Genomic DNA, 23,119 nt, shown 5'->3' with positions numbered 1-23,119 from the left:
CGCCCCTGTTTTCCGCTATCCGGACTCCGCCCCATGAGCACACCGACATTCCGCCAGGCCACCTCCAGCGACGTGGACCGTTGCTACCAGATCGAGACCAGCGCCTACGAAGGCGACGAAGCCGCCACCCGGGAAAAGATCGCCACGCGCATCGCCCAGTACCCGGAAGGCTTTCTCGTACTGGAAGCCGAGGGCCAGGTAATCGGCTTCATCAACAGCGGTTGCGCCGACCAGGTGGTGATGTCGGATGAGGCTTTCAAGGAACTGGTCGGGCATGACCCGCAGGCGCCCAATGTGGTGATCATGTCGGTGGTGCTCGACCCGGCGTACCAGGGCCAGGGCCATGCCAGCCGGTTGATGGCGCGCTTCGTCGCGCAGATGCGCGAGCGCGGCAAGGCCACCATCCACCTGATGTGCAAGGAGCGCCATGTCGGGTTGTACGAGAAGATGGGCTACGCCTATGTACGCCCGTCGGCTTCCGACCATGGCGGCATGGCCTGGCATGAAATGGTCATGGTGCTGTAGAGACCCTTCGACTAGCATCGACGCTTTTCGCAGCCAGGGAGAGGCTTGTGAAGTACGTCGTGATCGAGACACACCGCAGTGAGTACCCTGCGCCCATCACGTTTGCCCGTGGCACGCTGCTGGAGATCGGCCAGCGCTACGAGGGCGACGAGCAGTGGGAGGACTGGTACCTGTGCAGTTGCCAGGGCCAGGCAGCAGGGTGGGTGCCAGCCCAGTTCATCGAACGGCTGGGCGTGGGCCGGGGCAGGGCGCTGGAAGCCTATTCGGCCCATGAACTGGACGTCGACCCCGGCCAGCAGCTCGATAGCCTGCGCCCCTTGAATGGCTGGGCCTGGTGCCGCCGGGTGAGCAATGGCGAGCTCGGCTGGGTGCCGCTGGCCAAGCTGCGCGCGCTGGCGTGATCAGCCTGCGGCCAGCACCGTCGTGCTGTCCAGAACGCGCGCATAGTCCATGGCCAGGTTGCTCAGGGCCAGGGCATGGACATCCTCCGCCGGCCACAGCCGGCCTTGCAGATCATGCTGGTCGAAGGTGTAGCAGGCGTCGCCTACCACCACCGTTGCGAACCCCAGGTTGCCCGCCGAGCGTGCGCTCGACTCCACCGAGTTGTTGGTGATCACGCCGGTGATGACCAGTTGCTGGATGCCGCGCTGGTGCAGCCAGTGTTCCAGGCCGCTGTTGCAGAAAGCGTCGGGCAGGTGTTTTTCAAACACGGTCTCGTGCGCCTGCGGGGTGAAGGCGGGCTGGAACTCGCAGCCGGGCTGACCTGGCCGGAACACCGAATCCGGATCGCGGGAGATATGGCGCACGTGCACCACCGGGCGCGTGCTCGCGCGCCAAAAGGCGAGCAGTTCGCTGATGCGCTGTTCGGCTTCGGGGTTGTTGCGACGGCCCAGGCGAGGGTGGTTGATGCCGTTCTGCATGTCGATGATCAGCAGGGCGGCATTGCTGGCGAGCGCGGTCATCTGCGGTAGTTCTCCTTGTCTGGGCTTCGGACCGTAGCACAAGTGTGCTGCCTGTGCGGATGTAGCGCGGGGCAAGCCCGCTCCCACGCCAACCGCGTTGACCTCAGGTTGTGCACGCGTGGGAGCGGGCTTGCCCTGCGATGATCGATTACCATCTGATCCGCTTTTTTTCCACGAACCTGAATCTGTAACCGTATCAGCCACTGCCGGACAATACGCCCAGGCCCAGCCTTCCAATCCGGTGTGCGCTGGGCAGGCTGCCCCGCTGCACTACCGCAGCGGCCAGCCCCGCCGTTACGTCATCACACTGTAGAGGTTCCGATGGGCAAGCTCGCGCTGTTTCTGGGTGGTTTTCTGCTGCTGACTATCATGATTGGCCTGCTGGGCACCATTCCGCCAAGCTGAGCCGCAACTTTTTCCTGTCCCGGCCCGCCTGGCGCAATGGCGGGCCAGACTCTTCCCTCCCGGTTTCCCCGCCGAATACCGCAGTCGTCTAGACAAGCGGTAGCTGCAAGTCGTTCTCAAGTGCAAGTCGCTCGTGTAATCTCCCGCCCCCAATCCCAGGGCCCGGGCACACGGGCCATTCACTTGCCTTGGAGACAATACACACTATGGAATGCAAGAAAGGCACTGCAGCGATGCTGGAGTGGCGCGGTCGTTTTCTCGGCGAGGGCATCCTCCACGAAGAGGACTACGATCAGGCACTGCGCCGTGCCGAAGAGTTGGAGCGTTCCGGTGTGATCAGCGCAAGCGAATGGATCGAGTTGGTCAAGCTGGCCAACGTGGCCTTGCTGCGTTTGTAATTTTTCCTTCAAGCCTTGCGGAAACTGTCCACAAAAATCGTGGGTAGGTCTGTGGATAAAACGCTACAGGCCAGTATTGGCAGGCACTCTGTTAGATTGAGCAGAAATTGAGCAGCCCTGTTCAGGGCTGTTCCCACAGGCGCGGACGAGCATCGCGCAGGGCCTGCAGCAGTTCGCGAGTCCGCGCCGGCAGGTCGCCGGCGGGGTATACGGCATGCATCTGCGGGTCATGCCCGGTGCTGGACGTCAGGTGAAAATCGGGGCAGACCCGCACCAGCCGTCCGGCGCGTACCTCCGGTTCCCCCAGCCAATCAGCCAGCCGCGCGATACCGGCACCCGCCAGGGTGCTTTGCAATACAGCCACTCCCGAACCCAGGCGCAGCCGCGGCCGTGGGCGCAGGCTGGAGATGCGCCCGTCCTTGCTGAAATGCCAGGCCTTGAGGATGCGCGGCGCGGTGTGCAGGATCAGTGAATGCCGTTCCAGGTCTTCCAGTTCCTGGGGCGTGCCGACCTGCGCCAGGTACTCGGGGCTGGCGTACAGGTGGCGGCGATAACGCCACAGCGGGTAGCCGATCAGTTCGCTGGATTGCGGGAAGGCACCGCGGATCACAAAGTCCAGTTTGCCTTGCAGCGGATCCAGAGCCTGATCGCTGTACTGCACGTCGAGGGTGACATGAGGGTGGCGACGAGAGAACCCGGCCAGCACCCCCGGCAATATCTGCTGGGCCAGCACCTCGGGTGCGGCCAGGCGGATCCAGCCCTGGGCGTTGCCGGTCAGCGCGGCCAACTCGTCGGCAGCATCCCGTTGCACATCCAGCAAGCGTTCGGCGTGGGGCAGCAGACGCTCGCCGGCCTCGGTCAAGGACACGGCGCTGGCGCTGCGGTTGAACAGCTTGGCGCCGCTGTTGTCCTCCAGCGCCTGCACGGCACGTGTTACCGCGCTGGGCGAGCGGCCCAGGGCACGGGCGGCGCTGACGAAGCTGCGCTTGTGCGCAACGCTGACGAACGCTTGTATTTCACGCAGCATGTCTAGGGCCATGGCGGGATTCCTCGTTGCAGTTTTTGCAATATGGCATTTCAACACAAGCGCGGCGCTTTGATTAGTCTGGCAGCCTGTTTTGTGCCGCCTGGACCTTCGAGATGATGGATATTGCCCTGCTTTCGCTGTTTGCCTTCGCCGCTGGCCTGATCGACGCTGCCGTCGGTGGCGGCGGGCTGATCCAGATCCCCGCGCTGTTCAACGTGCTGCCCAACGCCCAGCCGGCGGCGCTGCTGGGCAGCAACAAGCTGGCCTCGGTGTGCGGTACCTCGTTCGCGGCGCGCTCGTTCATCCGCAAGGTCAAACTGGATTGGGGGTTGATCGTGCCGGCGGCGCTGAGCGCCTTCGTGATGTCGTTCTTCGGCGCGGCCACCGTGTCCCTGGTGCCGGCAAGCGTGATGCGGCCGATGGTGCTGGTGCTGATCGTGCTGATGGCCATCTACACCTTCTGCAAGAAGGATTTCGGCACCCTGCACAAACCCATGGCCATCGGCCGCAAGGAACAGTGCCTGGCGGTGCTGATCGGTGGCGCCATCGGCTTTTATGACGGGCTGTTCGGGCCGGGCACCGGCAGTTTCCTGATTTTCCTGTTCATCCGTTTCTTCGCCCTGGATTTTCTGCATGCCTCGGCTTCGGCGAAGCTGGTCAACATCGCCACCAACCTGGCCGCGCTGGTGTTCTTCATCCCGTCGGGCAATGTGCTGTGGGCCATCGCGCTGCCGATGGCGCTGTTCAATATCCTTGGCGCGCTGACCGGTACCTGGCTGGCGGTGCGCAAGGGCGTGGGGTTCGTGCGGGGGCTGTTCCTGGTGTTGCTGTGCGTGCTGATCGCCAAGCTGAGCTGGGACCTGCTGGCCGGTTGACTCACACCACCTGGCGCTGCCCATCGGCCTGTTCGACGCGGTTGCGGCCCTGGGCCTTGGCCCGATAAAGCGCCTGGTCGGCGCTGGCCAGCAGCTCGTCGAGGCTGGGTGCCGGGGTGTCGGCGGCGCAGCCGCTCACACCGATGCTCACGGTGATCCGCAGTGGCTGCCCGGGCTGCGCGATGTGCTGGTCCTGCACCGCCCGGCGCAGGCGCTCTGCGGTGAACCTGGCCAGCTCCGGCGCCAGCCCCGGCACGACGATGACGAACTCCTCGCCGCCCAGGCGGGCGAACAGCTCACCGTCGTGCAACTGGTCTTGCAGGGTCGTGGCGAACTGGCGCAGCACCTGGTCGCCGACTGCGTGGCCATGCTGGTCGTTGATGGTCTTGAAGTGATCGATGTCGAGCATCATCAAAGTCAGCGGCGCTTGCTGGCGGTTGTCGAGCAGGGCGTGGGCGCGGCGGATGAAGGCGCTGCGGCTGAGAGCGCCGGTCAGGTGGTCGATGGTCGCCTGGTGCGCCAGGCGCGCCATCAGGCTGCGGTTGGCGCTGCTGACGCAGGCCAGCACCAGCGGGCCGAGCACCAGCATGGCGATGCCCAGGCGCGCCGACATCAAGGTGGTGACCCCCGACTCGCTCTGCGGGATGTTGAAGTGCATGAGGTTCTGCGCCACGGCGACGATCAACGTGCTGCCCGCGGTGAGGGCCAGCAGCGAGACGAGGAAGGGCGAATAGCTGAGCGCGCACCACAGCAGCGCGGCAATCGGGAAGGCGATGGCGCCGGGCCCGCCGAAGACGATACTGACGCTCAGCGAGGCCAGCAGCACCAGCAACGGCGCCAGGCGCACCGTTTGCCCGGTATTGCCGGGGCGGGTCAGGGCCCTGGGCGATGGCGCGGTAAGCAGCACCGGCAGGACCAGCACGCTGGTGGAGAACTGTTCGCTGAACCAGGCCAGCCAGGTGGCGCGCAGCGATTGCTCGAACCACGGCGCGGCCATCACGCAGGCCAGGCTTGCGGCGACCATCGCGCCGACGGCGCAGGCGCCGAACAGGCACAAGGTGCCATGCGGGGTGCGCAGGCGACGATGCACGCGTGGCAGGCGGGCCATCAGGTACCAGATGGTGGCGATGGCGCCGAGGTTGCACAGGTTGAACCATAGGGCTGGGCGCCAGGCGCTGCCGCAGGCCAGGTCGGCAGCGACCATGGCCAGGTAGACCAGGGCGAAGCCGCCGGGGGTGGCTTGGCGTGGATTGCGCAGCAGCACGCCGGCGAGCACCGCGTTCACCGGCCAGAACAGCGACAGCGATTCGATCGGGCGGGCGAGGATGCCGCCCAGGGTCAGCGCCAGGGTCAAGCCGAACAGAATCAGCGGGGGCAGCAGGCGCGACGGGACTGGAGACACCATGAGCTCGACCGGCAAGCGAAGACAGAATCCAGGAAAACGGCTGTAGGCACCTGGGACGATGTCATGCCAGTGTCTTTCAACTGGTCAATTGATGTCAATTCGCCGCGATCGGCCCGGATCGTGCCGACGACTACAGCCCGAACACCCACGGCACCATCAGCACGGTCACCAGCATCACCAGCAGGGTGAACGGCACGCCAACCTTGACGAAGTCGGCGAAGCGGTACTGGCCGGGCCCCAGCACCAGGGTGTTGACCGGCGACGACACCGGCGTCATGAACGCCGCCGACGCCGCCAGGGCCACAGTCATGGCGAACGGGTAGGGCGACATGCCCAGCTGCTGCGCGGTGCTCACCGCCACCGGGGCCATCAGCACCGCAGTTGCGGTATTGGATATGAACAGCCCGATCAGCGCCGTCACGGCGAACAGGCAGGCGAGAATCACGCTGGGTCCGGCACCGCCGAGCGCACCGACCAGCGCACCGACGGCCAGGTCGATGCCACCGGTCTTCTGCAGGGCCAGGGCAAAGGGCAGCATGCCGACGATCAATACCAGGCTCTGCCAGTGGATCGCACGGTAGGCGCTGTTCATGTCGATGCAGCGCCCGGCGCCCATCAGCAGGCAGCCGATCAGCGCGGCGATGACGTTGGGCACCAGGCCGCTGACCATCAGCCCGACCATCACCGCCAGGCTGATCAGCGCATAGGGCGCCCGGGCGCGCGCCGGCGCGACCTGGTCGATTTCCGCCGGCAGGCTCAGCACCAGGAAATCGCGTGGCTTGCCCTGCAGCTGGCGCACTGCCTTCCACGGGCCGACGACCAGCAGGGTGTCGCCCAGGCGCAGCTTTTCTTCCACCAGTTGCCCTTCGATGGCTTGCTGGTCACGGCGCAGGCCGACCACGTTGAGGTCGTAGCGGGTACGGAAGGCCAGTTCGAGGATGTTCTTGCCGATCAGTTGCGAGCCGGGCGGCAGCGAGACCTCCGCCATGCCCAGCTCCTGGGACTGGTCGATGAAGTAGGCGGCCTTGAAGTGCAGGGGCTCGAGCAGCATGGTCTGGCACAGGCTGCGCAGGTCGTCGCGGTTGGCGAACAGGTCCAGCAGCAGCACGTCGCCCTGCTGCAGCAGGGTGCCGGAGTCCGCGCTGATCACCCGCGTGGTGAACTTGTGCTGGCGCTCGATGCCGATCACGTTGGCACCGTGGCGGGTGCGCAGCTCCAGCTCGCCGAGGGTGTGGCCAATCAGCGGCGAATGCGGGCGGATGCGCAGGCGCCGTTCGCGACCGTTGAGCTTGTAGTCCAGCACCAGGTCGAGCAGGGTGCGGCGGCTCTCGACCCGGCCGTCCTTGCGCACCTCGCCGTTGAGCCAGTGGCGGGTCAGCAACATGTAGCCGATCCCGAGCACCAGCACCACCAGGCCGAAAGGGGTGAAGCTGAAGAAGCCGAAGCCCTGTTCGCCGTGGCGCACCAGTTCGCTGTGCACCACCACGTTCGGTGGCGTCGCCACCAGGCTGAGCATGCCGCTGATCAGGCCGGCGAAGCTCAGCGGCATCATCAGTCGGCTGGGTGAGAGTTGTTGGCGCGCGGCGATGCTCAGCACCACCGGGATAAAGATCGCCACCACGCCTGTGGAACTCATCACCGAGCCCAGCCCGGCCACGGCCACCATCAGCAGCACCAGCAGGCGCGCCTCGCTGTTGCCGGCGCGCTCGCTCATCCATTCGCCGATGCGGTAGGCGATGCCGGTGCGCACCAGCCCTTCGCCGATCACGAACAGCGCGGCGATCAGCACCACGTTGGGATCGCTGAAGCCGGCCATGGCCTGCTCCACGGTGAGGATGCCCGACAGCGGCAGGGCGACGATCACCAGCAGGGCGACCACGTCCATGCGCGGGCGGTTGAGGATGAACAGGACGACGACGACGGCCAGCAGGCCAAGGACCCAGAGCAGCTCATGGTTCATGGGGAGGGGGTGTTCCTTCACACAGGCACGAAAGACAATGGCCCTAGTGTGGCAGCTTGACGCGACTGCGTCGTTGACGTGCTGCAGTGTTTTGCCGGGTGATGACCCGGCAAGGGGCAGGGGCGGGCCGGTCGGCGGCCCGCTGGAGCAGTCGCTAGCGCCCGCGTCGCCGCGACACCCGCGCCTCGATGTTCTTGCGCCCGATCAACAGCGGCGGTTTCTCCACCACCGGCTCGTCGGCCAGCCACTTGTACATCACCAGGCAATCGACCAGGCCCAGCTCGCCATGGCGGTAAGCCCTGGGCAGGCGGCCGACGGTCTCGAAGCCGAGCTTGTGCCACAGCGCCACGGCCACTTCGTTGGTCGCTACCACCGAATTGAACTGCAGGGCGAGGAAGCCTTCCTGGCGGGCGAGCTTCTGCGAATGCTCGCACATCAGCCTGGCCACGCCACGGCCACGGGCGTTTTCGCACACCATGTAGCCGCAGTTGCCCACGTGCCCGCCAGGGCCGGCGGCATTGGCCTTGAGGAAGTATGAACCGAGCAGTTCGCCGTCTGCCTCGGCCACCAGGGTGCGCAACGGGTTCTCCAGCCACAGCGTGCGGGCCTGGTCGATATTCAGGGCGGGGTCGAAGGCGTAGGTCTGGCGAGCCTGGACAATGGCCTGGAAGGTCGGCCAGAAGCGCTCGAAGTCTTCCGGGGTCATGGGGCGAATCTGGATCATGGCGGTTCCTGCACGGGCTGAGCCGCCAAGTCTGGGTGCCAGGGCGTCGTCGCGCAAGGGCGGCGACGCCTTGGTGTGTCAGGCGCCGGCCTTGCCCACCGCGTCCAGGGCCCGGGCCGAGTAGACCAGTGCTGCGCCGGCGTTCATCGCCACCGCCACGCCCAGGGCCTCGGCGATCTCCTCGCGGGTGGCGCCATGCTTGACCGCCTGCTGCGAATGCACGGCGATGCAGCCGTCGCAGCGGGTAGTGACGGCCACGGCCAGGGAGATCAGTTCGCGGGTCTTGGCGTCCAGGTGGTTGGTCTTGGCCCCGGCGCCACTGGCGGTCATGTAGCCGGCCACGGTATCGGGGGACAGTTGCTTGAGATCGCCGATGCCGGCCATCAACTGCTTACGGTAGGCGTCCCAGTCCATCATGCTCATCGTCTTCACCTTGTCAGGTTGGCAACAGGAGCTTTCAGGCTAGTCGAAGACGGGATTTGCAGCGGGGAAAACACGCGCGGGGCAAGCCCGCTCCCACTGTTGCCAGGAGCGGGTTTGCCCCGCGAGGATGACGACCGGATCAGATGTAGATGAACACCAGCACCAGCGCCGCGACCACTGCCCACTTCTCCAGGTAGTAGCGGGTGCGGTTGCGCTTTTTCATGGCCTTGCCGCGTTCACGGATCTTGTAGATGCGCGTGAACAGGCGGTTGATGCCGCCGGTCTTGTCATTGGCATCGTTGGGCGCGGCAGCGGCGGCCATCACGTTGCGGCTGAACCAGCGGTTGAAGGCGGCTGCCCAGCGGTACTTGAGCGGGCGCTCGACGTCGCAGAACAGGATGATGCGGTTGTGCTCGGTGGTGTTGGCGGCATAGTGGATGTAGGTCTCGTCGAACACCACGCCCTCACCGTCGCGCCACGAGTACTTCTCGCCGTCCACGTCGATGTAGCAACCATCGTCGTTGGGCGTGTCCAGGCCCAGGTGGTAGCGGTACGAGCCGGCGTAGGGGTCGCGGTGGCGCACCAGCTTGGCGCCCGGCGGCAGGGTGGCGAACATGGCTGCCTTGACCGTGCCGATGCCTTGAAGCAGCTCGGTGGTGCGTGGGCACAGGGTCATCGCCGAGGGGTGGCTCTCGCCGTACCACTTCAGGTAGAAGCGCTTCCAGCCGGTCTTGAAGAACGAGTTGAAGCCGACATCGTCATAGTTGTCGGACTTCTTGATCTCGCCGGCCTGCAGCAGTTGCTGGCCTTCCTTGCGGATCTCCTGCCAGTGGTCCTGCAGCACCTGCAGCTCGGGGAAGGCACTGACCGGCAGGTAAGGCTTGGCCGGGTGCTTGGAGAACAGGTACAGGAAGGCGTTGACCGGGGCCAGGAAACTGGAGTGGTCGCCCAGCTGGCGAGTCAGCTTGTGACGTACCCGACCGCGCAGGTGAACATAGGCGATCGAGAGGACGAAGATCAGTACGAGTGCAATTTTCATGGACGTTTACTTGTCGAAAAATGGCCATGCGCCATGGCGTAAGCCAGCCAGCATAAACAATCGTGGCGCGGGTTTGTACTTATTGTTACGACAAAACCGCCCGACTTAGGTGGCATGGCCTACAGCTTGCGCAAACGATTCATGTGCATGAGTGGGGATTTTTTGACGACCCGGCGTTTACACTCGGGTGGTCGTCCATCCAGCAAGGAACTCCCGATGATCCAGGACGCACGCCCCAACGGGGCCCCCTTCAAGCGGCTGTTCTTCGCCCTGGCGCTGGGCGAAGAACAGCGCCGTGGCATCAGCCAGTGGCGGCGTGGTTTGGGCCTGCGCAGCGGCAGGCCGGTGCCGAGCGAGAACTTCCATGTCACCTTGCTGTTCCTGGGCGATGTCGATGCCGCCCAGGTGCCGGCGGTGTGCGCCGCAGTGGATGCGCTGCGGCTTCCTGAAGCCAAGTTGCGCCTGGTCCTCGACCAGTTGCAGGTGTGGCCACGGGCTTCGGCGTTGGTGCTGGCGCCCGCGCAGGCGCCGTTGGCCCTGCGCCAGCTGGTGTACGACTTGCAGCAGGCGCTGCTGCCGCTGGGCATCGAGCCGTCGGTGCGTGAGTACCGGCCGCACCTGACCCTGTCCCGGGATTTTCGCGAGCCATTGCCGGAGGCGGGCGAGGCGCCGGCGTTCCACCTTATCGCCCGCCACTTCACCCTGTACGAGTCACGCAAGGGCCGCTACTGGCCTTTGGCCGAGTGGTCTCTGGCGCAGTGAAAGTGGCGGTCGATGCCCAGGCCGTCGAGGAAGTCCTGGTCGTGGGAAATCACCAGCAGCGCGTTGGGGTAATCCACCAGCACTTCCAGCAGGTGGGTGCGCATGCGCAGGTCGAGGTTGTTGGTCGGCTCGTCGAGGATCAGTAGTTGCGGTGGCCGGGCGGCGATGCAGGCCAGGGACAGGCGGGCCTTCTCGCCGCCGGACAGCCCGGCCACCGGCGCCTGCACCGCATCGGCCTGGCGGAACAGGAAGTCCGCCAGGTGCGCGCGCAACTGTTCCAGCGGCCAATCCGGCACTTGTCGCGCCAGGGCTTCTTGCACATTGGCATCGGCGGGCAGGGTGTTGTAGTGCTGGTCGATGTAGCCGATCTGCTCGGGCGCCGGCAGCAGCCAGTCACCACGGCGCCAGACCCGCGGGTCGCCGAGGATCGCCCGCGCCAGGGTGGACTTGCCGCTGCCGTTGTTGCCGGTCAGGGCCAGGCGTTCGCCGCCGTCCAGCTGCAGATCGATGCCGCTGAGCACCGCTGCGTCTGCGTAGCCGACACTGCCGCCACGCACCTGGATCAGCACCCGCGAGGACTGGCCCGTCGCCGGCAGGTGGAAGCGTGGCATGATCACCGGCTCCGGGCGCAGCTCGGCCAACTGCTCGCCGAGCTCGCGCTGCTGCTGCAGGATCTGCGCCTGCTTGCGCCCGGCCGTGGTGTTGCCGCGGCCCAGCTTGGTCGGCGAGCGCACGGTCGCCCACTTGCTGTTCTGGATCGCCTTGACCCCGCGCTTGCGGGCACCGGCGGCGCGGGCCTGTTCCTGCATCAGCGAGTCGTGGGCGTCGTCACGGGCGCGGCGCACCTCGGCAATGCGCTTGTCGAGCACGCCGCGCTGCAGGTCGCGCTCGGCCATGTAGTCGGCGTAGCTGCCGTTGAACACGTCCAGGCGCCCGTGGTGCAAGTGCCAGAGCGTGTCACAGGTCTGGTTCATCAGCGCCACGTCGTGGGTCACCAGCACCAAGGTGCCATGGAAATGCTCGAGCATGCGCGACAGCGAACGGCGGTTGGCGGCGTCCAGATGGTTGGTCGGCTCGTCCAGCAGCAGCAGGTCGGGGCCCAGGGCCTGGCTCAACGCCTGGTTGACACGCTGGCCGCCACTGAGCGACGACTCGCCGTCCAGTACCTGGGCCACATGGCCGACACGCAAGCCACCGTGGCGCTCGATGTGCCCCTCGCTGGGCGCCAGGCTGCCCTGCAGCAGGCGCAGCAGTGACGACTTGCCGCTGCCGTTGTCGCCGATGATGGCGATGCGCTGCCCCCATTCGATGCGCGCGTCGAGTTCGCTGAAGAGGTGTTTGCGGCCATGGTGCATGCCCACGCCGTGTAGTTCGATCATTGCCATGGGATGGTGGCCCTCCTGGCCACTTTCGCGCTTGATCGGCAGCGCACATGGGCACGGCCTGCCTTGGCAAGCGCCCAATAAAAAACCCGCCACGAGGGCGGGTTTTTTTGCAGCTATCCGAAAATTACTCCGGACGAACCTGCGCAGCCTGCATGCCCTTCTGGCCTTTTTCGGCTACGAAGGAAACAGTTTGGCCTTCTTTCAGGCTTTTGAAACCGTCGGTTTCGATGGCCTTGAAGTGTACGAACAGGTCGTCGCCGCCGCCTTGAGGAGTGATGAAGCCGAAGCCTTTTTCATCGTTGAACCACTTGACGGTGCCGGTTTGGCGATTGGACATGGGGTGAATCTCCAGAAACATGATTTTTTATCGGGGTGCAGTGTCGCCTAAGCTTCAGTGGCACCGACGACACTATAGTCTAATTCTTCGCATCTAGCCCCTATTACCTTCGCAGGATGTTGATCCAGGGCAAAAGATGCGACGGATCGCCGGAAAAACCGGCCTATTTTGGCTTGCAGCTGGCCTGAACCACCTGCTGGGCCTTCTGCATCAGCTTGGCGTCTACGCCGTCCTGGCTGTCGAGGTCCTCGATCTCCTTGTCGTTGAAATTCTTCTTGATGGCTTGGGCACCACACTCGCAGTGCTTCTTGGCTGTCGCCGCATCCACGCCTTGGCCGCTCGCCACTTGTTGGCACTGCGCCATATAGGACGCTTCCTTGCCGGCGGGGAAATTGCCTGCGTTGGCAGCCAGGGGCAGCAGCAGGGCGCTCGCGGCGCAGGCAGCCAGAAGGGACTGAAGTCGCATAACCGGACACTCCTTGGTTAATGGTCTCATCAAGAGTAGGTTGCTTCAGAAAGTCTGATAGGAAATTTTCCGCAAGAGTTCACCGCCACGGCGTAAATTCCAAATATTTCTGCCGGCCGCTCTAGCCCCGTGCTAGCATGCTTCCCTTGCGCCACGCCCTGTGCGGGCGCATTTCTTTTTATACCTTCCAGTCACTCTGGTTCGTCCCTGGCAGGCCGAAAGGTCTCTGCCACTGTGAGGCAGGCTTTCCCGTGGGAAAGGCAGGGCGGATCTTGTACTGGCTCATCCCAACCCACGTGACCTTTGGTAGGGGTCACCACTAGGAGAGGAGGCGCCATGCCCGTTATTACTCTTCCCGATGGCAGTCAACGCACGTTCGACCAGCCGGTATCCGTAGCCGAAGTCGCCGCCTCGATCGGCGCAGGCCTGGCCAAGGCCACCCTGGCCGGCAAGGTCGACGGCAAGCTCGTCGATGCCTGCGACAAGATCGACCACGACGCCACCCTGCAGATCATCACCCCTAAAGATGAAGAGGGACTGGAGATCATCCGTCACTCGTGCGCCCACCTGATCGGCCACGCAGTGAAGCAGCTGTACCCGACCGCCCGCATGGTGATCGGCCCGGTGATCGACGAAGGCTTCTATTACGACATCGCCTACGAGCGTCCCTTCACCCCGGACGACCTCGCCGCCATCGAAAAGCGCATGCAGCAGCTGATCGACACGGACTACGACGTCGTCAAGAAGATGACCCCGCGCGCCGAAGTCATCGACGTGTTCACCCAGCGTGGCGAAGACTACAAGCTGCGCCTGGTCGAGGACATGCCGGATGAACAGGCCATGGGCCTGTACTACCACGAAGAATACGTCGACATGTGCCGTGGCCCGCACGTGCCGAACACCCGCTTCCTGAAAGCGTTCAAGCTGACCAAGCTGAGCGGCGCCTACTGGCGCGGCGATGCCAAGAACGAGCAGCTGCAACGCGTGTACGGCACCGCCTGGGCCGACAAGAAGCAGCTGGCCGCCTATATCCAGCGCATCGAAGAGGCCGAAAAACGCGACCACCGCAAGATCGGCAAGCAGCTCGACCTGTTCCACCTGCAGGAAGAAGCCCCTGGCATGGTGTTCTGGCACGCCAACGGCTGGACCGTGTACCAGGTGCTCGAGCAGTACATGCGCCAGGTCCAGCGCGAAAACGGCTACCAGGAAATCAAGACCCCGCAGGTTGTCGACCGCATTCTGTGGGAGCGTTCCGGCCACTGGTCCAACTACGCCGAGAACATGTTCACCACTTCGTCGGAAAACCGCGATTACGCGGTAAAACCGATGAACTGCCCGTGCCACGTGCAGGTGTTCAACCAGGGCCTGAAGTCCTACCGCGACCTGCCGCTGCGCCTGGCCGAGTTCGGCGCCTGCCACCGCAACGAGCCGTCCGGCGCGCTGCACGGCATCATGCGCGTGCGCGGCTTCGTGCAGGACGACGCGCATATCTTCTGCACCGAAGAGCAGGTGAAGAAGGAAGCCGCCGACTTCATCAAGCTGACCCTGGACGTGTACAAGGACTTCGGTTTCACCGACGTCGCCATGAAGCTGTCGACCCGTCCGGCCAAGCGCGTGGGCTCCGAAGAGCTGTGGGACCGTGCCGAAGGCGCACTGGCCGACGCCCTGAACGAGTCGGGCCTGGAGTGGGAATACCAGCCGGGCGAGGGCGCCTTCTACGGGCCGAAGATCGAGTTCACCCTGCGTGACTGCCTCGGCCGTAACTGGCAGTGCGGCACCCTGCAGTACGACCCGAACCTGCCCGAGCGCCTGGATGCCAGCTACATCGCCGAAGACAACAGCCGCGTGCGCCCGGTGATGCTGCACCGCGCCATCCTCGGTTCGTTCGAACGCTTCATCGGCATGCTCATCGAGCACTACGCCGGCGTGTTCCCAGCCTGGCTCGCCCCGACCCAGGCCGTGATCATGAACATCACCGACAAACAGGCCGATTTCGCCCTCGAGGTGGAAAAAGCCCTGAACGGTAGCGGATTCCGTGCCAAGTCGGACTTGAGAAATGAGAAGATCGGCTTTAAAATCCGCGAGCATACGTTGCTGCGGGTCCCTTATCTTTTGGTTATAGGGGATCGCGAAGTCGAAACGCAAACCGTCGCTGTGCGCACCCGCGAAGGCGCAGACCTGGGCTCGATGCCCGTCGCGCAGTTCGCTGAGCTGCTGTCGCAAGCGGTTTCCCGGCGTGGTCGCCAAGAATCGGAGTAATGACTATTAAGCGTGAAATGAGAAACGATAAACGAACTGCACCGAAAGCCCCGATCAACGAGAATATCTCGGCACGCGAGGTTCGGTTAATTGGTGCTGACGGCGAGCAGATTGGCATCGTCTCGATTGATGAAGCGCTGCGTATCGCTGATGAAGCGAAGCTGGATCTGGTGGAAATCTCTGCAGACGCGGTACCGCCCGTCTGCAAGGTGATGGACTACGGCAAGCACCTCTTCGAGAAGAAGAAGCAGGCCAACGAAGCCAAGAAGAACCAGAAGCAGATCCAGATCAAAGAAATCAAGTTTCGTCCAGGGACGGAAGAAGGGGATTACCAGGTAAAACTACGCAACCTGGTACGTTTCCTTAGCGATGGGGACAAGGCCAAGATCTCTCTGAGATTCCGCGGCCGTGAGATGGCCCACCAGGAGCTGGGCATGGAGCTGTTGAAGCGGGTCGAAGCTGACCTCGTGGAATACGGCACCGTTGAGCAGCATCCGAAGATGGAAGGACGCCAGCTTATGATGGTCATCGCCCCCAAAAAGAAGAAGTAATCTCCCGGGCACGGCAGGCCTGATGATTATTGTGTAATTTTTATTCGAATGCGGAGTTCCAACATGCCAAAAATGAAAACCAAGAGCGGTGCTGCGAAGCGCTTCCTGAAGACGGCTTCCGGCTTCAAGCACAAGCACGCTTTCAAGAGCCACATCCTGACCAAAATGTCGACCAAGCGTAAGCGTCAACTGCGCGGTGCCAGCTTGCTGCACCCGTCTGACGTGGCAAAAGTCGAGCGCATGCTGCGCGTTCGTTAATTCTGGTTAAGATAGAGGAAGTTACTCATGGCTCGTGTTAAGCGCGGCGTTATCGCTCGTAAGCGTCACAAAAAAATTCTGAAACTGGCTAAAGGCTACTACGGTGCACGCTCGCGCGTATTCCGCGTTGCCAAGCAAGCGGTCATCAAGGCAGGCCAATACGCCTACCGCGACCGTCGCCAGAAGAAGCGTCAGTTCCGCGCACTGTGGATCGCTCGTATCAACGCCGGTGCCCGCACCAACGGTCTGTCGTACAGCCGTCTGATTGCTGGCCTGAAAAAAGCGTCGATCGAAATCGACCGCAAGGTTCTGGCTGATCTGGCAGTGAACGAAAAAGCGGCGTTTGCTGCGATTGTCGAGAAGGCTAAAGCCGTACTGGCTTAAGTACCCACGACAATCATCCGGCGGCGCCTGCGCCGTCGGGTGTAAAACGTCATCGGATAGGGGAAGAGCCTTCAAAAGCTCTTCCCCTATTTTCGTATCTGGAGTCTGTACATGGAAAACCTGGACGCGCTGGTCGCCCAAGCCCTCGAGGCCGTGGAACGCGCTGAAGACATCACTACCCTGGAACAGATCCGGGTCCAATATCTCGGCAAGAAAGGCGAGCTGACCCAGGTGATGAAGACCCTGGGCAACCTGCCAGCCGAAGAGCGCCCCAAGGTCGGCGCGCTGATCAACGACGCCAAGGAACGCGTCACCGACGTGCTCAACGCACGCAAGGCCGCCTTTGAAGAGGCCGAGCTGAACGCTCGCCTGGCCGCCGAATGCATCGACGTGACCCTGCCAGGCCGTGGCCAGACCACCGGCGGGCTGCACCCGATCACCCGTACTCTCGAGCGCATCGAGCAGTTCTTCACCCACATCGGCTACGGCATCGCCGAAGGCCCTGAGGTCGAAGACGACTACCACAACTTCGAAGCGCTCAACATCCCCGGCCACCACCCGGCCCGGGCGATGCACGACACCTTCTACTTCAACGCCAACATGCTGCTGCGCACCCACACCTCGCCGGTCCAGGTGCGCACCATGGAAAGCACCCAGCCGCCGATCCGCATCGTCTGCCCAGGCCGTGTGTACCGTTGCGACTCGGATATCACCCACTCGCCGATGTTCCACCAGGTCGAAGGCCTGCTGGTCGATCGCGGCATCAACTTCGCCGACCTCAAGGGCACCATCGAAGAGTTCCTGCGGGTGTTCTTCGAGAAAGAACTGGCCGTGCGCTTCCGCCCGTCGTTCTTCCCCTTCACCGAGCCGAGTGCCGAAGTCGACATCCAGTGCGTGATGTGTTCCGGCAAGGGCTGCCGTGTGTGCAAGCAGACCGGCTGGCTGGAAGTGATGGGCTGCGGCATGGTCCACCCGAACGTGCTGCGCATGTCCGGCATCGACCCGGAAGAGTACCAGGGCTTCGCCTTCGGCATGGGCGCCGAGCGCCTGGCCATGCTGCGCTATGGCGTCAACGATTTGCGTCTGTTCTTCGACAACGACCTGCGGTTCTTGGCTCAATTCCGCTAGGCCCAATCGACGCAACTTTCAGGAGAACAGCATGAAATTCAGTGAACAGTGGCTGCGCGGTTGGGTAAACCCGCAAGTCTCCCGTGACGAACTGGTCGCCCGCCTGTCCATGGCCGGCCTCGAAGTCGACAGCGTGACCCCCGCTGCCGGCCAGTTCAGCGGCATCGTGGTGGGCGAGATCCTCACCACCGAACAACACCCGGACGCCGACAAGCTGCGCGTGTGCCAGGTAAGCAACGGCGCAGAGACCTTCCAGGTGGTCTGCGGCGCTCCGAATGCCCGCCCAGGCATCAAGATCCCGTTCGCCATGATCGGCGCCGAACTGCCGGGCGACTTCAAGATCAAGAAGGCCAAGCTGCGCGGCGTCGAATCCTTCGGCATGCTCTGCTCGGCTTCCGAGCTGCAGATCAGCGACGAGAACGACGGCCTGCTGGAACTGGCCGCCGACGCCCCGGTTGGCCAGGACATCCGTCAGTACCTGAACCTGGACGACGCCAGCATCGAGATCGGCCTGACCCCGAACCGCGGCGACTGCCTGTCCATCGCTGGCCTGGCCCGTGACGTCAGCGCCCTGTACGACGTGTCGGTCACCCGCCCGGTGGTGCCAGCCGTACCGGCTGCCCACGACGAAGTGCGCCCGGTCGAAGTCAGCGCCCCGGCCGCCTGCCCGCGCTATCTGGGCCGGGTGATCCGCAACGTCGACCTGAGCAAGCCGACCCCGCTGTGGATGGTCGAGCGCCTGCGCCGCAGCGACGTGCGCAGCATCGACGCCGCCGTCGACATCACCAACTACGTGATGCTCGAGCTCGGCCAGCCGATGCACGCCTTCGACCTCGCCGAAATCAACGGCGGCATCCGCGTGCGCATGGCCGAGGAGGGCGAGAAACTCGTCCTGCTGGACGGCCAGGAAGTTGCCCTGCGCGCCGACACCCTGGTGATCGCCGACCACACCCGCGCCCTGGCCATTGCCGGCGTGATGGGTGGCGAGCACAGCGGCGTCAACACCGAGAAGACCCGCGACCTGTTCCTCGAGAGCGCCTTCTTCGAGCCGATTTCCGTCGCTGGCAAGGCCCGTTCCTACGGCCTGCACACTGACGCCTCGCACCGCTACGAGCGCGGCGTGGATTCGCAACTGGCCCGTGAAGCCATGGAGCGCGCCACCGCCCTGGTACTGGAGATCGTCGGCGGCGAAGCAGGTCCGATCGTCGAAGCCGTGAGCGAGCAGCACCTGCCGAACATCGCCCCGATCACCCTGCGCGACGAACGCATCACCCAGATGCTCGGCATGCAAATGCAAGCCGCCCAGGTCGAGCAACTGCTCAACGCTTTGGAGCTGAACACCAGCGCTAACGGGGCAGGGGAGTGGACTGTCACCGTCCCAAGTCACCGCTTCGACGTCAGCCTGGAAGTCGACCTGATCGAAGAGCTGGCCCGCCTGTACGGCTACAACAACCTGCCGGTCCGTTACCCGCAGGCCCGCCTGGCCCCGCAAGCCCGCCCGGAAACCCGTGGCGAGCTGCCGAACCTGCGTCGCCTGCTGGTTGCCCGCGGCTACCAGGAAGCCATTACCTACAGCTTCATCGACCCGAAACTGTTCGAGCTGTTCACCCCAGGCGTCGAGCCGCTGCTGCTGGCCAACCCGATCTCCAACGACATGGCCGCCATGCGCGCCTCGTTGTGGCCGGGCCTGGTCAAGGCCATGCAGCACAACCTCAACCGCCAGCAAGACCGCGTGCGCCTGTTCGAAAGCGGCCTGCGCTTCGTCGGCCAGCTCGGTGACCTCAAGCAGCAACCGATGATCGCCGGCGTCGTCACCGGCAGCCGCCTGCCGGAAGGCTGGGCCAACGGCCGCGACAGCATCGACTTCTTCGATGTGAAAGCCGACGTGGAAGCCCTGCTGGGTTACTCCGGTGCCCTGAGCGACTTCACCTTCGCTGCCGGCAAGCACCCGGCCCTGCACCCCGGCCAGACCGCCCGCATCGAGCGCGACGGCAAGGAAGTCGGCTACCTCGGCGCGATCCACCCCGAGCTGGCCAAGACCCTCGGCCTCGACCGCCCGGTGTTTGTCTTCGAGCTGGTGCTCGGCGATGTAGTCGAAGGTCGCCTGCCGAAGTTCAGCGAACTGTCCAAGTTCCCGGAAACCCGTCGTGACCTGGCCTTGATCGCAGGACGTGATGTAGCTTCTAGCTCGGTGCTTGAAGTAATTCGTGACAATGCGGGCGAATGGCTCACAGACCTCAGGCTGTTTGACGTCTACCAAGGTAAAGGCATTGATCCTGATAGAAAAAGCCTGGCGGTCGGCTTGACCTGGCAACATCCATCGCGCACTCTTAACGACGATGAGGTGAATGAAACCCTGCAAACCATCCTCACCTCGCTTGAACAAAGGTTGAACACCACGTTAAGGAAATAACGGCATGGGTGCTCTGACGAAAGCTGAGATGGCCGAAAGGCTGTACGAGGAGCTGGGGCTTAACAAGCGTGAGGCCAAGGAGCTGGTCGAGCTGTTTTTCGAAGAAATTCGGCACGCGCTTGAAGACAACGAGCAGGTCAAGTTGTCCGGTTTCGGCAACTTCGACCTTCGCGACAAACGCCAGCGGCCGGGCCGCAACCCTAAAACAGGGGAAGAGATCCCGATCACCGCGCGCCGCGTCGTCACCTTTCGTCCAGGGCAGAAGCTGAAAGCCCGGGTAGAGGCCTATGCTGGAACCAAGCCATAACGACGAGCTGCCCCCCATCCCGGGCAAACGCTACTTCACCATCGGTGAAGTCAGCGAGCTCTGTGCGGTAAAACCGCACGTGCTGCGCTACTGGGAGCAGGAATTCACGCAGCTCAACCCGGTGAAGCGCCGTGGCAACCGGCGGTATTATCAGCGCCAGGACGTGCTGATGATCCGCCAGATCCGCGCTTTGCTGTATGACCAGGGCTTTACTATTGGCGGGGCGCGACTGCGGCTCTCCAGTGATGAGGTCAAGGATGAGTCCAGCCAGTACAAGCAGCTGATTCGGCAGATGATTGCGGAGTTGGAGGATGTGTTGGTGGTGCTCAAGAAGTGACCAGAGCCGACGAGTGGAAAGTTTTTTAAAAAAAAGCTTCCATTAATCAAAAGGTTAGGGTACATTTCTTCTCGTTCTCGGCAGCATTGAGAACCGCCTTGTCGGGGCGTAGCGCAGCCCGGTAGCGCACTTGCATGGGGTGCAAGGGGTCGAGTGTTCGAATCACTCCGTCCCGACCATTATTGAAACGAAAAAGCCCAGTCGAAAACGACTGGGCTTTTTCGTTTGCTCAAAAAAGACACGCCTCGCTTTATGGCTCAGGTCGTAGGATCTTTACCTATACCGATAACGTTGGCATTATTGTGCCATCAGTGATCTTTCGTGTCTGGTAAAGGGGTTTGGAATGTTTGATGATTATGTATATAAGAATATAGAGACACGAGTCCGTTTTAAATTTATTCAAAGGCGAGATGAGCCGCTTTATCCTTGGGAGATAGCTAGTTTCCTAAAGGGTTTCAATACTGTTTATTATAAATTTGAACTGCTAAACTCTATTTGCTCTGCATTAAATCATGGGGTTGCTGCTGAGGATATAATTATTTTTGATCACTCTCTGCCGCTATATGAGCGTTATGCAGAGATGAATTTGATATCGGAAGCGTATGCTGCCAAGCTTTTCTATCCAATTGGGCTCCCGGTTGCTTTGGTGCCAAGTGAGTGGTCAAGTAATTATAGGTACTTGTATCTGGCCTTTAAGTCGGTAAATTCGCTATTAAAAATTCGTCGCGTACAGCCTCTGAGACTGGAGGCTGTTGTGGGGTTGTATGAATCTTTAGGTGTCGAAGGGGTCGAGTTGGTAAGGTCGCGCCTCATAGACTTGGCTTTGGATCAGGCGGAAAAAAGCTATAGAATTGCGGTTGAAAAAGGTAAGAAAAAGAAAGAGCTGAAGCGGGGGGATGTTGAGCGCGCATTGGTTGAGGCGGATAAATTTAGGCGTCAGTCAGATAAAGATTTACTGCAGCTTTCTGGATTGACAGACGACGAACGGCTGGAGTTATTGACTTCGAATGCTCGTGATGAGCGGCGGCTTGCTAATTTTCTCACTTCCTTTTTTGATAAGTTTGATGCCACTGTTAGGCCTCTGGTGTGCGCGAGAGTCGGTCATGGTAAATTAAGAGTACTTGGGCGTTCGCTGGTCAATAAGCAAGAGCGCACGGGGCTAGAGTTAAAGGAAATTAAGAAAAATAGCCCGTTAGGTGCGCTATTTGAAGCGGGTGTAACGGCTTATCAAGCTTTTCAACAAGAGAAGCGTGCTAAGGAGTTACATGAAATTGATAAGAAGATAAAAGCTAAAGAAATTGAGCTTCTGGATGCAAAAATACATGGTGAGAAGATTAAGAATTTCGAGCTTGAGATGCAGGCGGCTGATTGTTATTTGAAAATTGCGCGTGAATCAGACTTGACGGCGCTAAAAGGTCTTCCGCCATCCTTTGTTCAGACGCAGATAGTTAAGGCTTATGGAATTGAGATGAGTAATGCGGCTGGGGTTTTGAATAAACAGGACTTAAGGATGGACTATGGTTCAATTCAAACTATTGATCTTAATGTCTAGTGCTTCTGATAAATCGTCAGTATAAAATCTTACATGGGTGGCTTTCCGTTGCCACCCTGGATTTTAGGCGTAGGCTGATAAGTCTTCTTCTGTTTTGTCTTTACTAAGGCTTTCTAATTTCATGCTTATTATATGAGCTGCAATCTGTTTTGAAATGAGTGGTGGGACCGAATCGCCGATTTGATTATATTTTGCGGAGAGTTTGCCTTCGAAAACATAATTTTTCGGGAATCCTTGCAGCAGGGACATCTCGCGAACGCTCAGCAGCCTATCTTGTTCAGGATGAAGATACCGACCATTCCCCGTGTGGCCACATTCGCGTGTGATCGTGATGGCAGGGCGATCCCACCACAGGCGGCCATATACATCAGGGAATGAACCGGGTCTTGCTCTAAACATGGCAGGGATAAGTAAATATTCTTTATCCTCCGCGGTGAGCTTTGGGTTATTCATGATGTCAGACCATGAGCCACCATTTTTAGGTGTCGCGCGAATTCTATCTAGAACTTTCGATGTATTCCCTGGGGCTATGTGCATGGGATCGAAAGGGTCCTGCTCCCCTGCGAGTAAATGCGGAAGATGTGCAATTGTCTCCCGCACTGTTACCGGGGGGAGTTTTCCTTTTGGCAAGGGCTTCACCGTACCGTCTCGCCAGGCAATGAGAAGGAAACGGATGCGACGCTGGGGCAGCCCAAGCTCGGCGAGATCGTGAACTTCGTACCAGACCTTGTATCCAAGTTCGTTTTCAAGCCTATTTAGAAGTACATTGAAATGATGCTTTTGCTTGCCTTGAAGAATTTCTTTGACATTTTCCATTACCAAAAATTCTGGCAGAAACTCTTCTACAAAGTCGCCGGTGCGCACAACGAGCTGGTTGCGAGGATCATCCTCAACGTGGTTCTTAGAGTTTTTTTGCGAGAAACCAGTGCAAGGGGCGCAAGATATCAATACGTTTAACTCTCCACGCCTTAGATTAAGTTCTTGGCGGTAGGCGCTAGGAGATAGGATCGAGAGGTCGGCATTTTTGGGTTCGATCCCTATGTTTCTTGCGTATGTAGGGTTGCACTGAGTCGAGGAGCCGGGGCTTTTCCCTTTGCCAGGCTTGCCTTTTTGCAGGTCGACTGCACCAATTATTTTAAAATGGTCCTTATGACTATAGAACCCGTGGCTCATCCCGCCACAGCCAGAGAATAAGTCGACGACGGTCCAGTGCATTGGGTAGGTCCTGCAAGGTTTA

General features: G+C 61.6%; 25 protein-coding genes and 1 tRNA gene. 15 read left to right on the top strand and 11 right to left on the bottom strand.

The window, feature by feature from the left end; translation table 11 throughout:
• The first annotated feature begins 33 nt into the window (after positions 1-33).
• Both CCOS191_RS16115 and CCOS191_RS16110 read left to right on the top strand, forming a co-directional pair.
• Positions 34-525: a GNAT family N-acetyltransferase gene (locus CCOS191_RS16115; protein ID WP_046856079.1), complete on the top strand. Its 492-nt coding sequence runs from the start codon at positions 34-36 to the stop codon at positions 523-525.
• A 47-nt stretch (positions 526-572) separates the two neighbouring features.
• Entirely contained in the window at positions 573-926 is a 354-nt protein-coding gene (locus CCOS191_RS16110; RefSeq protein WP_023631242.1) for an SH3 domain-containing protein, read from the top strand.
• On the opposite strand, the gene CCOS191_RS16105 is transcribed toward CCOS191_RS16110, so the two are convergent.
• Positions 927-1,487, bottom strand: coding sequence for a cysteine hydrolase family protein (locus tag CCOS191_RS16105; protein WP_046856078.1), 561 nt, complete (start codon positions 1,485-1,487; stop codon positions 927-929). It lies immediately after the preceding gene.
• A gap of 611 nt (positions 1,488-2,098) precedes the next feature.
• Between CCOS191_RS16105 and CCOS191_RS16100 the strand changes: the two genes are divergently transcribed.
• Entirely contained in the window at positions 2,099-2,290 is a 192-nt protein-coding gene (locus tag CCOS191_RS16100; protein WP_031315428.1) for a hypothetical protein, read from the top strand.
• A 121-nt stretch (positions 2,291-2,411) separates the two neighbouring features.
• Here CCOS191_RS16100 and CCOS191_RS16095 read toward each other — a convergent pair whose 3' ends face one another.
• Positions 2,412-3,329: a LysR family transcriptional regulator gene (locus tag CCOS191_RS16095; protein ID WP_046856077.1), complete on the bottom strand. Its 918-nt coding sequence runs from the start codon at positions 3,327-3,329 to the stop codon at positions 2,412-2,414.
• A gap of 101 nt (positions 3,330-3,430) precedes the next feature.
• Between CCOS191_RS16095 and CCOS191_RS16090 the strand changes: the two genes are divergently transcribed.
• The gene (locus CCOS191_RS16090) at positions 3,431-4,192 is read left to right on the top strand and encodes a sulfite exporter TauE/SafE family protein (protein ID WP_046856076.1); all 762 of its coding nucleotides are present in this window, start codon (positions 3,431-3,433) and stop codon (positions 4,190-4,192) included.
• A 1-nt stretch (position 4,193) separates the two neighbouring features.
• On the opposite strand, the gene CCOS191_RS16085 is transcribed toward CCOS191_RS16090, so the two are convergent.
• The 5 genes from CCOS191_RS16085 to lpxO all read right to left on the bottom strand — a co-directional run bounded on the left by CCOS191_RS16085 (position 4,194) and on the right by lpxO (position 9,743).
• Positions 4,194-5,612, bottom strand: a complete 1,419-nt coding sequence (locus CCOS191_RS16085) for a GGDEF domain-containing protein (protein ID WP_046856075.1) — start codon at positions 5,610-5,612, stop codon at positions 4,194-4,196.
• Between the two features lie 115 nt (positions 5,613-5,727).
• Positions 5,728-7,557 carry an SLC13 family permease gene (locus CCOS191_RS16080; RefSeq protein ID WP_046856074.1) on the bottom strand — a complete coding sequence of 610 codons (1,830 nt, stop codon included), beginning with the start codon at positions 7,555-7,557 and terminating at the stop codon, positions 5,728-5,730.
• A gap of 154 nt (positions 7,558-7,711) precedes the next feature.
• Complete coding sequence (locus tag CCOS191_RS16075; RefSeq protein ID WP_046856073.1) at positions 7,712-8,281, bottom strand: GNAT family N-acetyltransferase; 570 nt, start codon at positions 8,279-8,281, stop codon at positions 7,712-7,714.
• A gap of 78 nt (positions 8,282-8,359) precedes the next feature.
• Positions 8,360-8,704, bottom strand: coding sequence for a carboxymuconolactone decarboxylase family protein (locus CCOS191_RS16070; protein ID WP_046856072.1), 345 nt, complete (start codon positions 8,702-8,704; stop codon positions 8,360-8,362).
• Positions 8,705-8,843: 139 nt separating this feature from the next.
• Positions 8,844-9,743, bottom strand: a complete 900-nt coding sequence (gene lpxO / locus CCOS191_RS16065; RefSeq protein ID WP_023632669.1) for a lipid A hydroxylase LpxO — start codon at positions 9,741-9,743, stop codon at positions 8,844-8,846.
• Positions 9,744-9,959: 216 nt separating this feature from the next.
• Here lpxO and thpR point away from each other — a divergent pair, with 216 nt between their 5' ends.
• A complete protein-coding gene (gene thpR / locus CCOS191_RS16060) occupies positions 9,960-10,505 on the top strand; it encodes an RNA 2',3'-cyclic phosphodiesterase (protein ID WP_046856071.1) in 546 nt (181 codons plus the stop codon).
• Here thpR and CCOS191_RS16055 read toward each other — a convergent pair.
• From CCOS191_RS16055 to CCOS191_RS16045, 3 genes are all read right to left on the bottom strand, one after another.
• Complete coding sequence (locus CCOS191_RS16055) at positions 10,469-11,890, bottom strand: ABC-F family ATP-binding cassette domain-containing protein (RefSeq protein WP_052752623.1); 1,422 nt, start codon at positions 11,888-11,890, stop codon at positions 10,469-10,471. The two genes, thpR and CCOS191_RS16055, sit on opposite strands and share 37 nt — an antisense overlap.
• Positions 11,891-12,014: 124 nt before the next feature.
• Complete coding sequence (locus CCOS191_RS16050) at positions 12,015-12,227, bottom strand: cold-shock protein (RefSeq protein WP_007956027.1); 213 nt, start codon at positions 12,225-12,227, stop codon at positions 12,015-12,017.
• A gap of 163 nt (positions 12,228-12,390) precedes the next feature.
• Complete coding sequence (locus CCOS191_RS16045) at positions 12,391-12,693, bottom strand: hypothetical protein (RefSeq protein WP_046856070.1); 303 nt, start codon at positions 12,691-12,693, stop codon at positions 12,391-12,393.
• A gap of 336 nt (positions 12,694-13,029) precedes the next feature.
• Between CCOS191_RS16045 and thrS the strand changes: the two genes are divergently transcribed.
• From thrS to CCOS191_RS15995, 10 genes are all read left to right on the top strand, one after another.
• Positions 13,030-14,952 (top strand): threonine--tRNA ligase, encoded by a 1,923-nt coding sequence (thrS, locus tag CCOS191_RS16040; protein WP_046856069.1) that lies wholly within the window; start codon positions 13,030-13,032, stop codon positions 14,950-14,952.
• A complete protein-coding gene (gene infC / locus CCOS191_RS16035; protein ID WP_172670897.1) occupies positions 14,952-15,503 on the top strand; it encodes a translation initiation factor IF-3 in 552 nt (183 codons plus the stop codon). Before thrS ends, infC begins: the two co-directional genes overlap by 1 nt.
• A 63-nt stretch (positions 15,504-15,566) precedes the next feature.
• Positions 15,567-15,761, top strand: a complete 195-nt coding sequence (rpmI, locus tag CCOS191_RS16030) for a 50S ribosomal protein L35 (protein ID WP_003250667.1) — start codon at positions 15,567-15,569, stop codon at positions 15,759-15,761.
• Positions 15,762-15,788: 27 nt separating this feature from the next.
• Positions 15,789-16,145, top strand: coding sequence for a 50S ribosomal protein L20 (rplT, locus tag CCOS191_RS16025; RefSeq protein WP_003250671.1), 357 nt, complete (start codon positions 15,789-15,791; stop codon positions 16,143-16,145).
• Between the two features lie 111 nt (positions 16,146-16,256).
• The gene (gene pheS / locus CCOS191_RS16020) at positions 16,257-17,273 is read left to right on the top strand and encodes a phenylalanine--tRNA ligase subunit alpha (protein WP_023629191.1); all 1,017 of its coding nucleotides are present in this window, start codon (positions 16,257-16,259) and stop codon (positions 17,271-17,273) included.
• A gap of 31 nt (positions 17,274-17,304) precedes the next feature.
• The gene (gene pheT / locus CCOS191_RS16015) at positions 17,305-19,686 is read left to right on the top strand and encodes a phenylalanine--tRNA ligase subunit beta (RefSeq protein WP_046856068.1); all 2,382 of its coding nucleotides are present in this window, start codon (positions 17,305-17,307) and stop codon (positions 19,684-19,686) included.
• A 4-nt stretch (positions 19,687-19,690) separates the two neighbouring features.
• The gene (gene ihfA / locus CCOS191_RS16010) at positions 19,691-19,993 is read left to right on the top strand and encodes an integration host factor subunit alpha (protein WP_009394049.1); all 303 of its coding nucleotides are present in this window, start codon (positions 19,691-19,693) and stop codon (positions 19,991-19,993) included.
• Positions 19,974-20,330 (top strand): MerR family transcriptional regulator, encoded by a 357-nt coding sequence (locus CCOS191_RS16005; protein ID WP_023629031.1) that lies wholly within the window; start codon positions 19,974-19,976, stop codon positions 20,328-20,330. Before ihfA ends, CCOS191_RS16005 begins: the two co-directional genes overlap by 20 nt.
• Before the next feature lie 102 nt (positions 20,331-20,432).
• Positions 20,433-20,509, top strand: a tRNA-Pro gene (locus CCOS191_RS16000).
• A gap of 164 nt (positions 20,510-20,673) precedes the next feature.
• On the top strand, positions 20,674-21,882 hold the full coding sequence (locus CCOS191_RS15995) for a hypothetical protein (RefSeq protein WP_156177610.1): 1,209 nt from the start codon (positions 20,674-20,676) through the stop codon (positions 21,880-21,882).
• 63 nt (positions 21,883-21,945) lie between these two features.
• On the opposite strand, the gene CCOS191_RS27480 is transcribed toward CCOS191_RS15995, so the two are convergent.
• The gene (locus CCOS191_RS27480) at positions 21,946-23,097 is read right to left on the bottom strand and encodes a DNA cytosine methyltransferase (protein WP_197541418.1); all 1,152 of its coding nucleotides are present in this window, start codon (positions 23,095-23,097) and stop codon (positions 21,946-21,948) included.
• Positions 23,098-23,119 lie beyond the last annotated feature (22 nt).

The organism is Pseudomonas sp. CCOS 191, from assembly GCF_001007005.1.
GTDB classification, from domain to species: domain Bacteria; phylum Pseudomonadota; class Gammaproteobacteria; order Pseudomonadales; family Pseudomonadaceae; genus Aquipseudomonas; species Aquipseudomonas soli.
The sequence above is the reverse complement of the archived record's forward strand: the minus strand, read 5'-3'. Positions and strand labels throughout refer to the sequence as shown.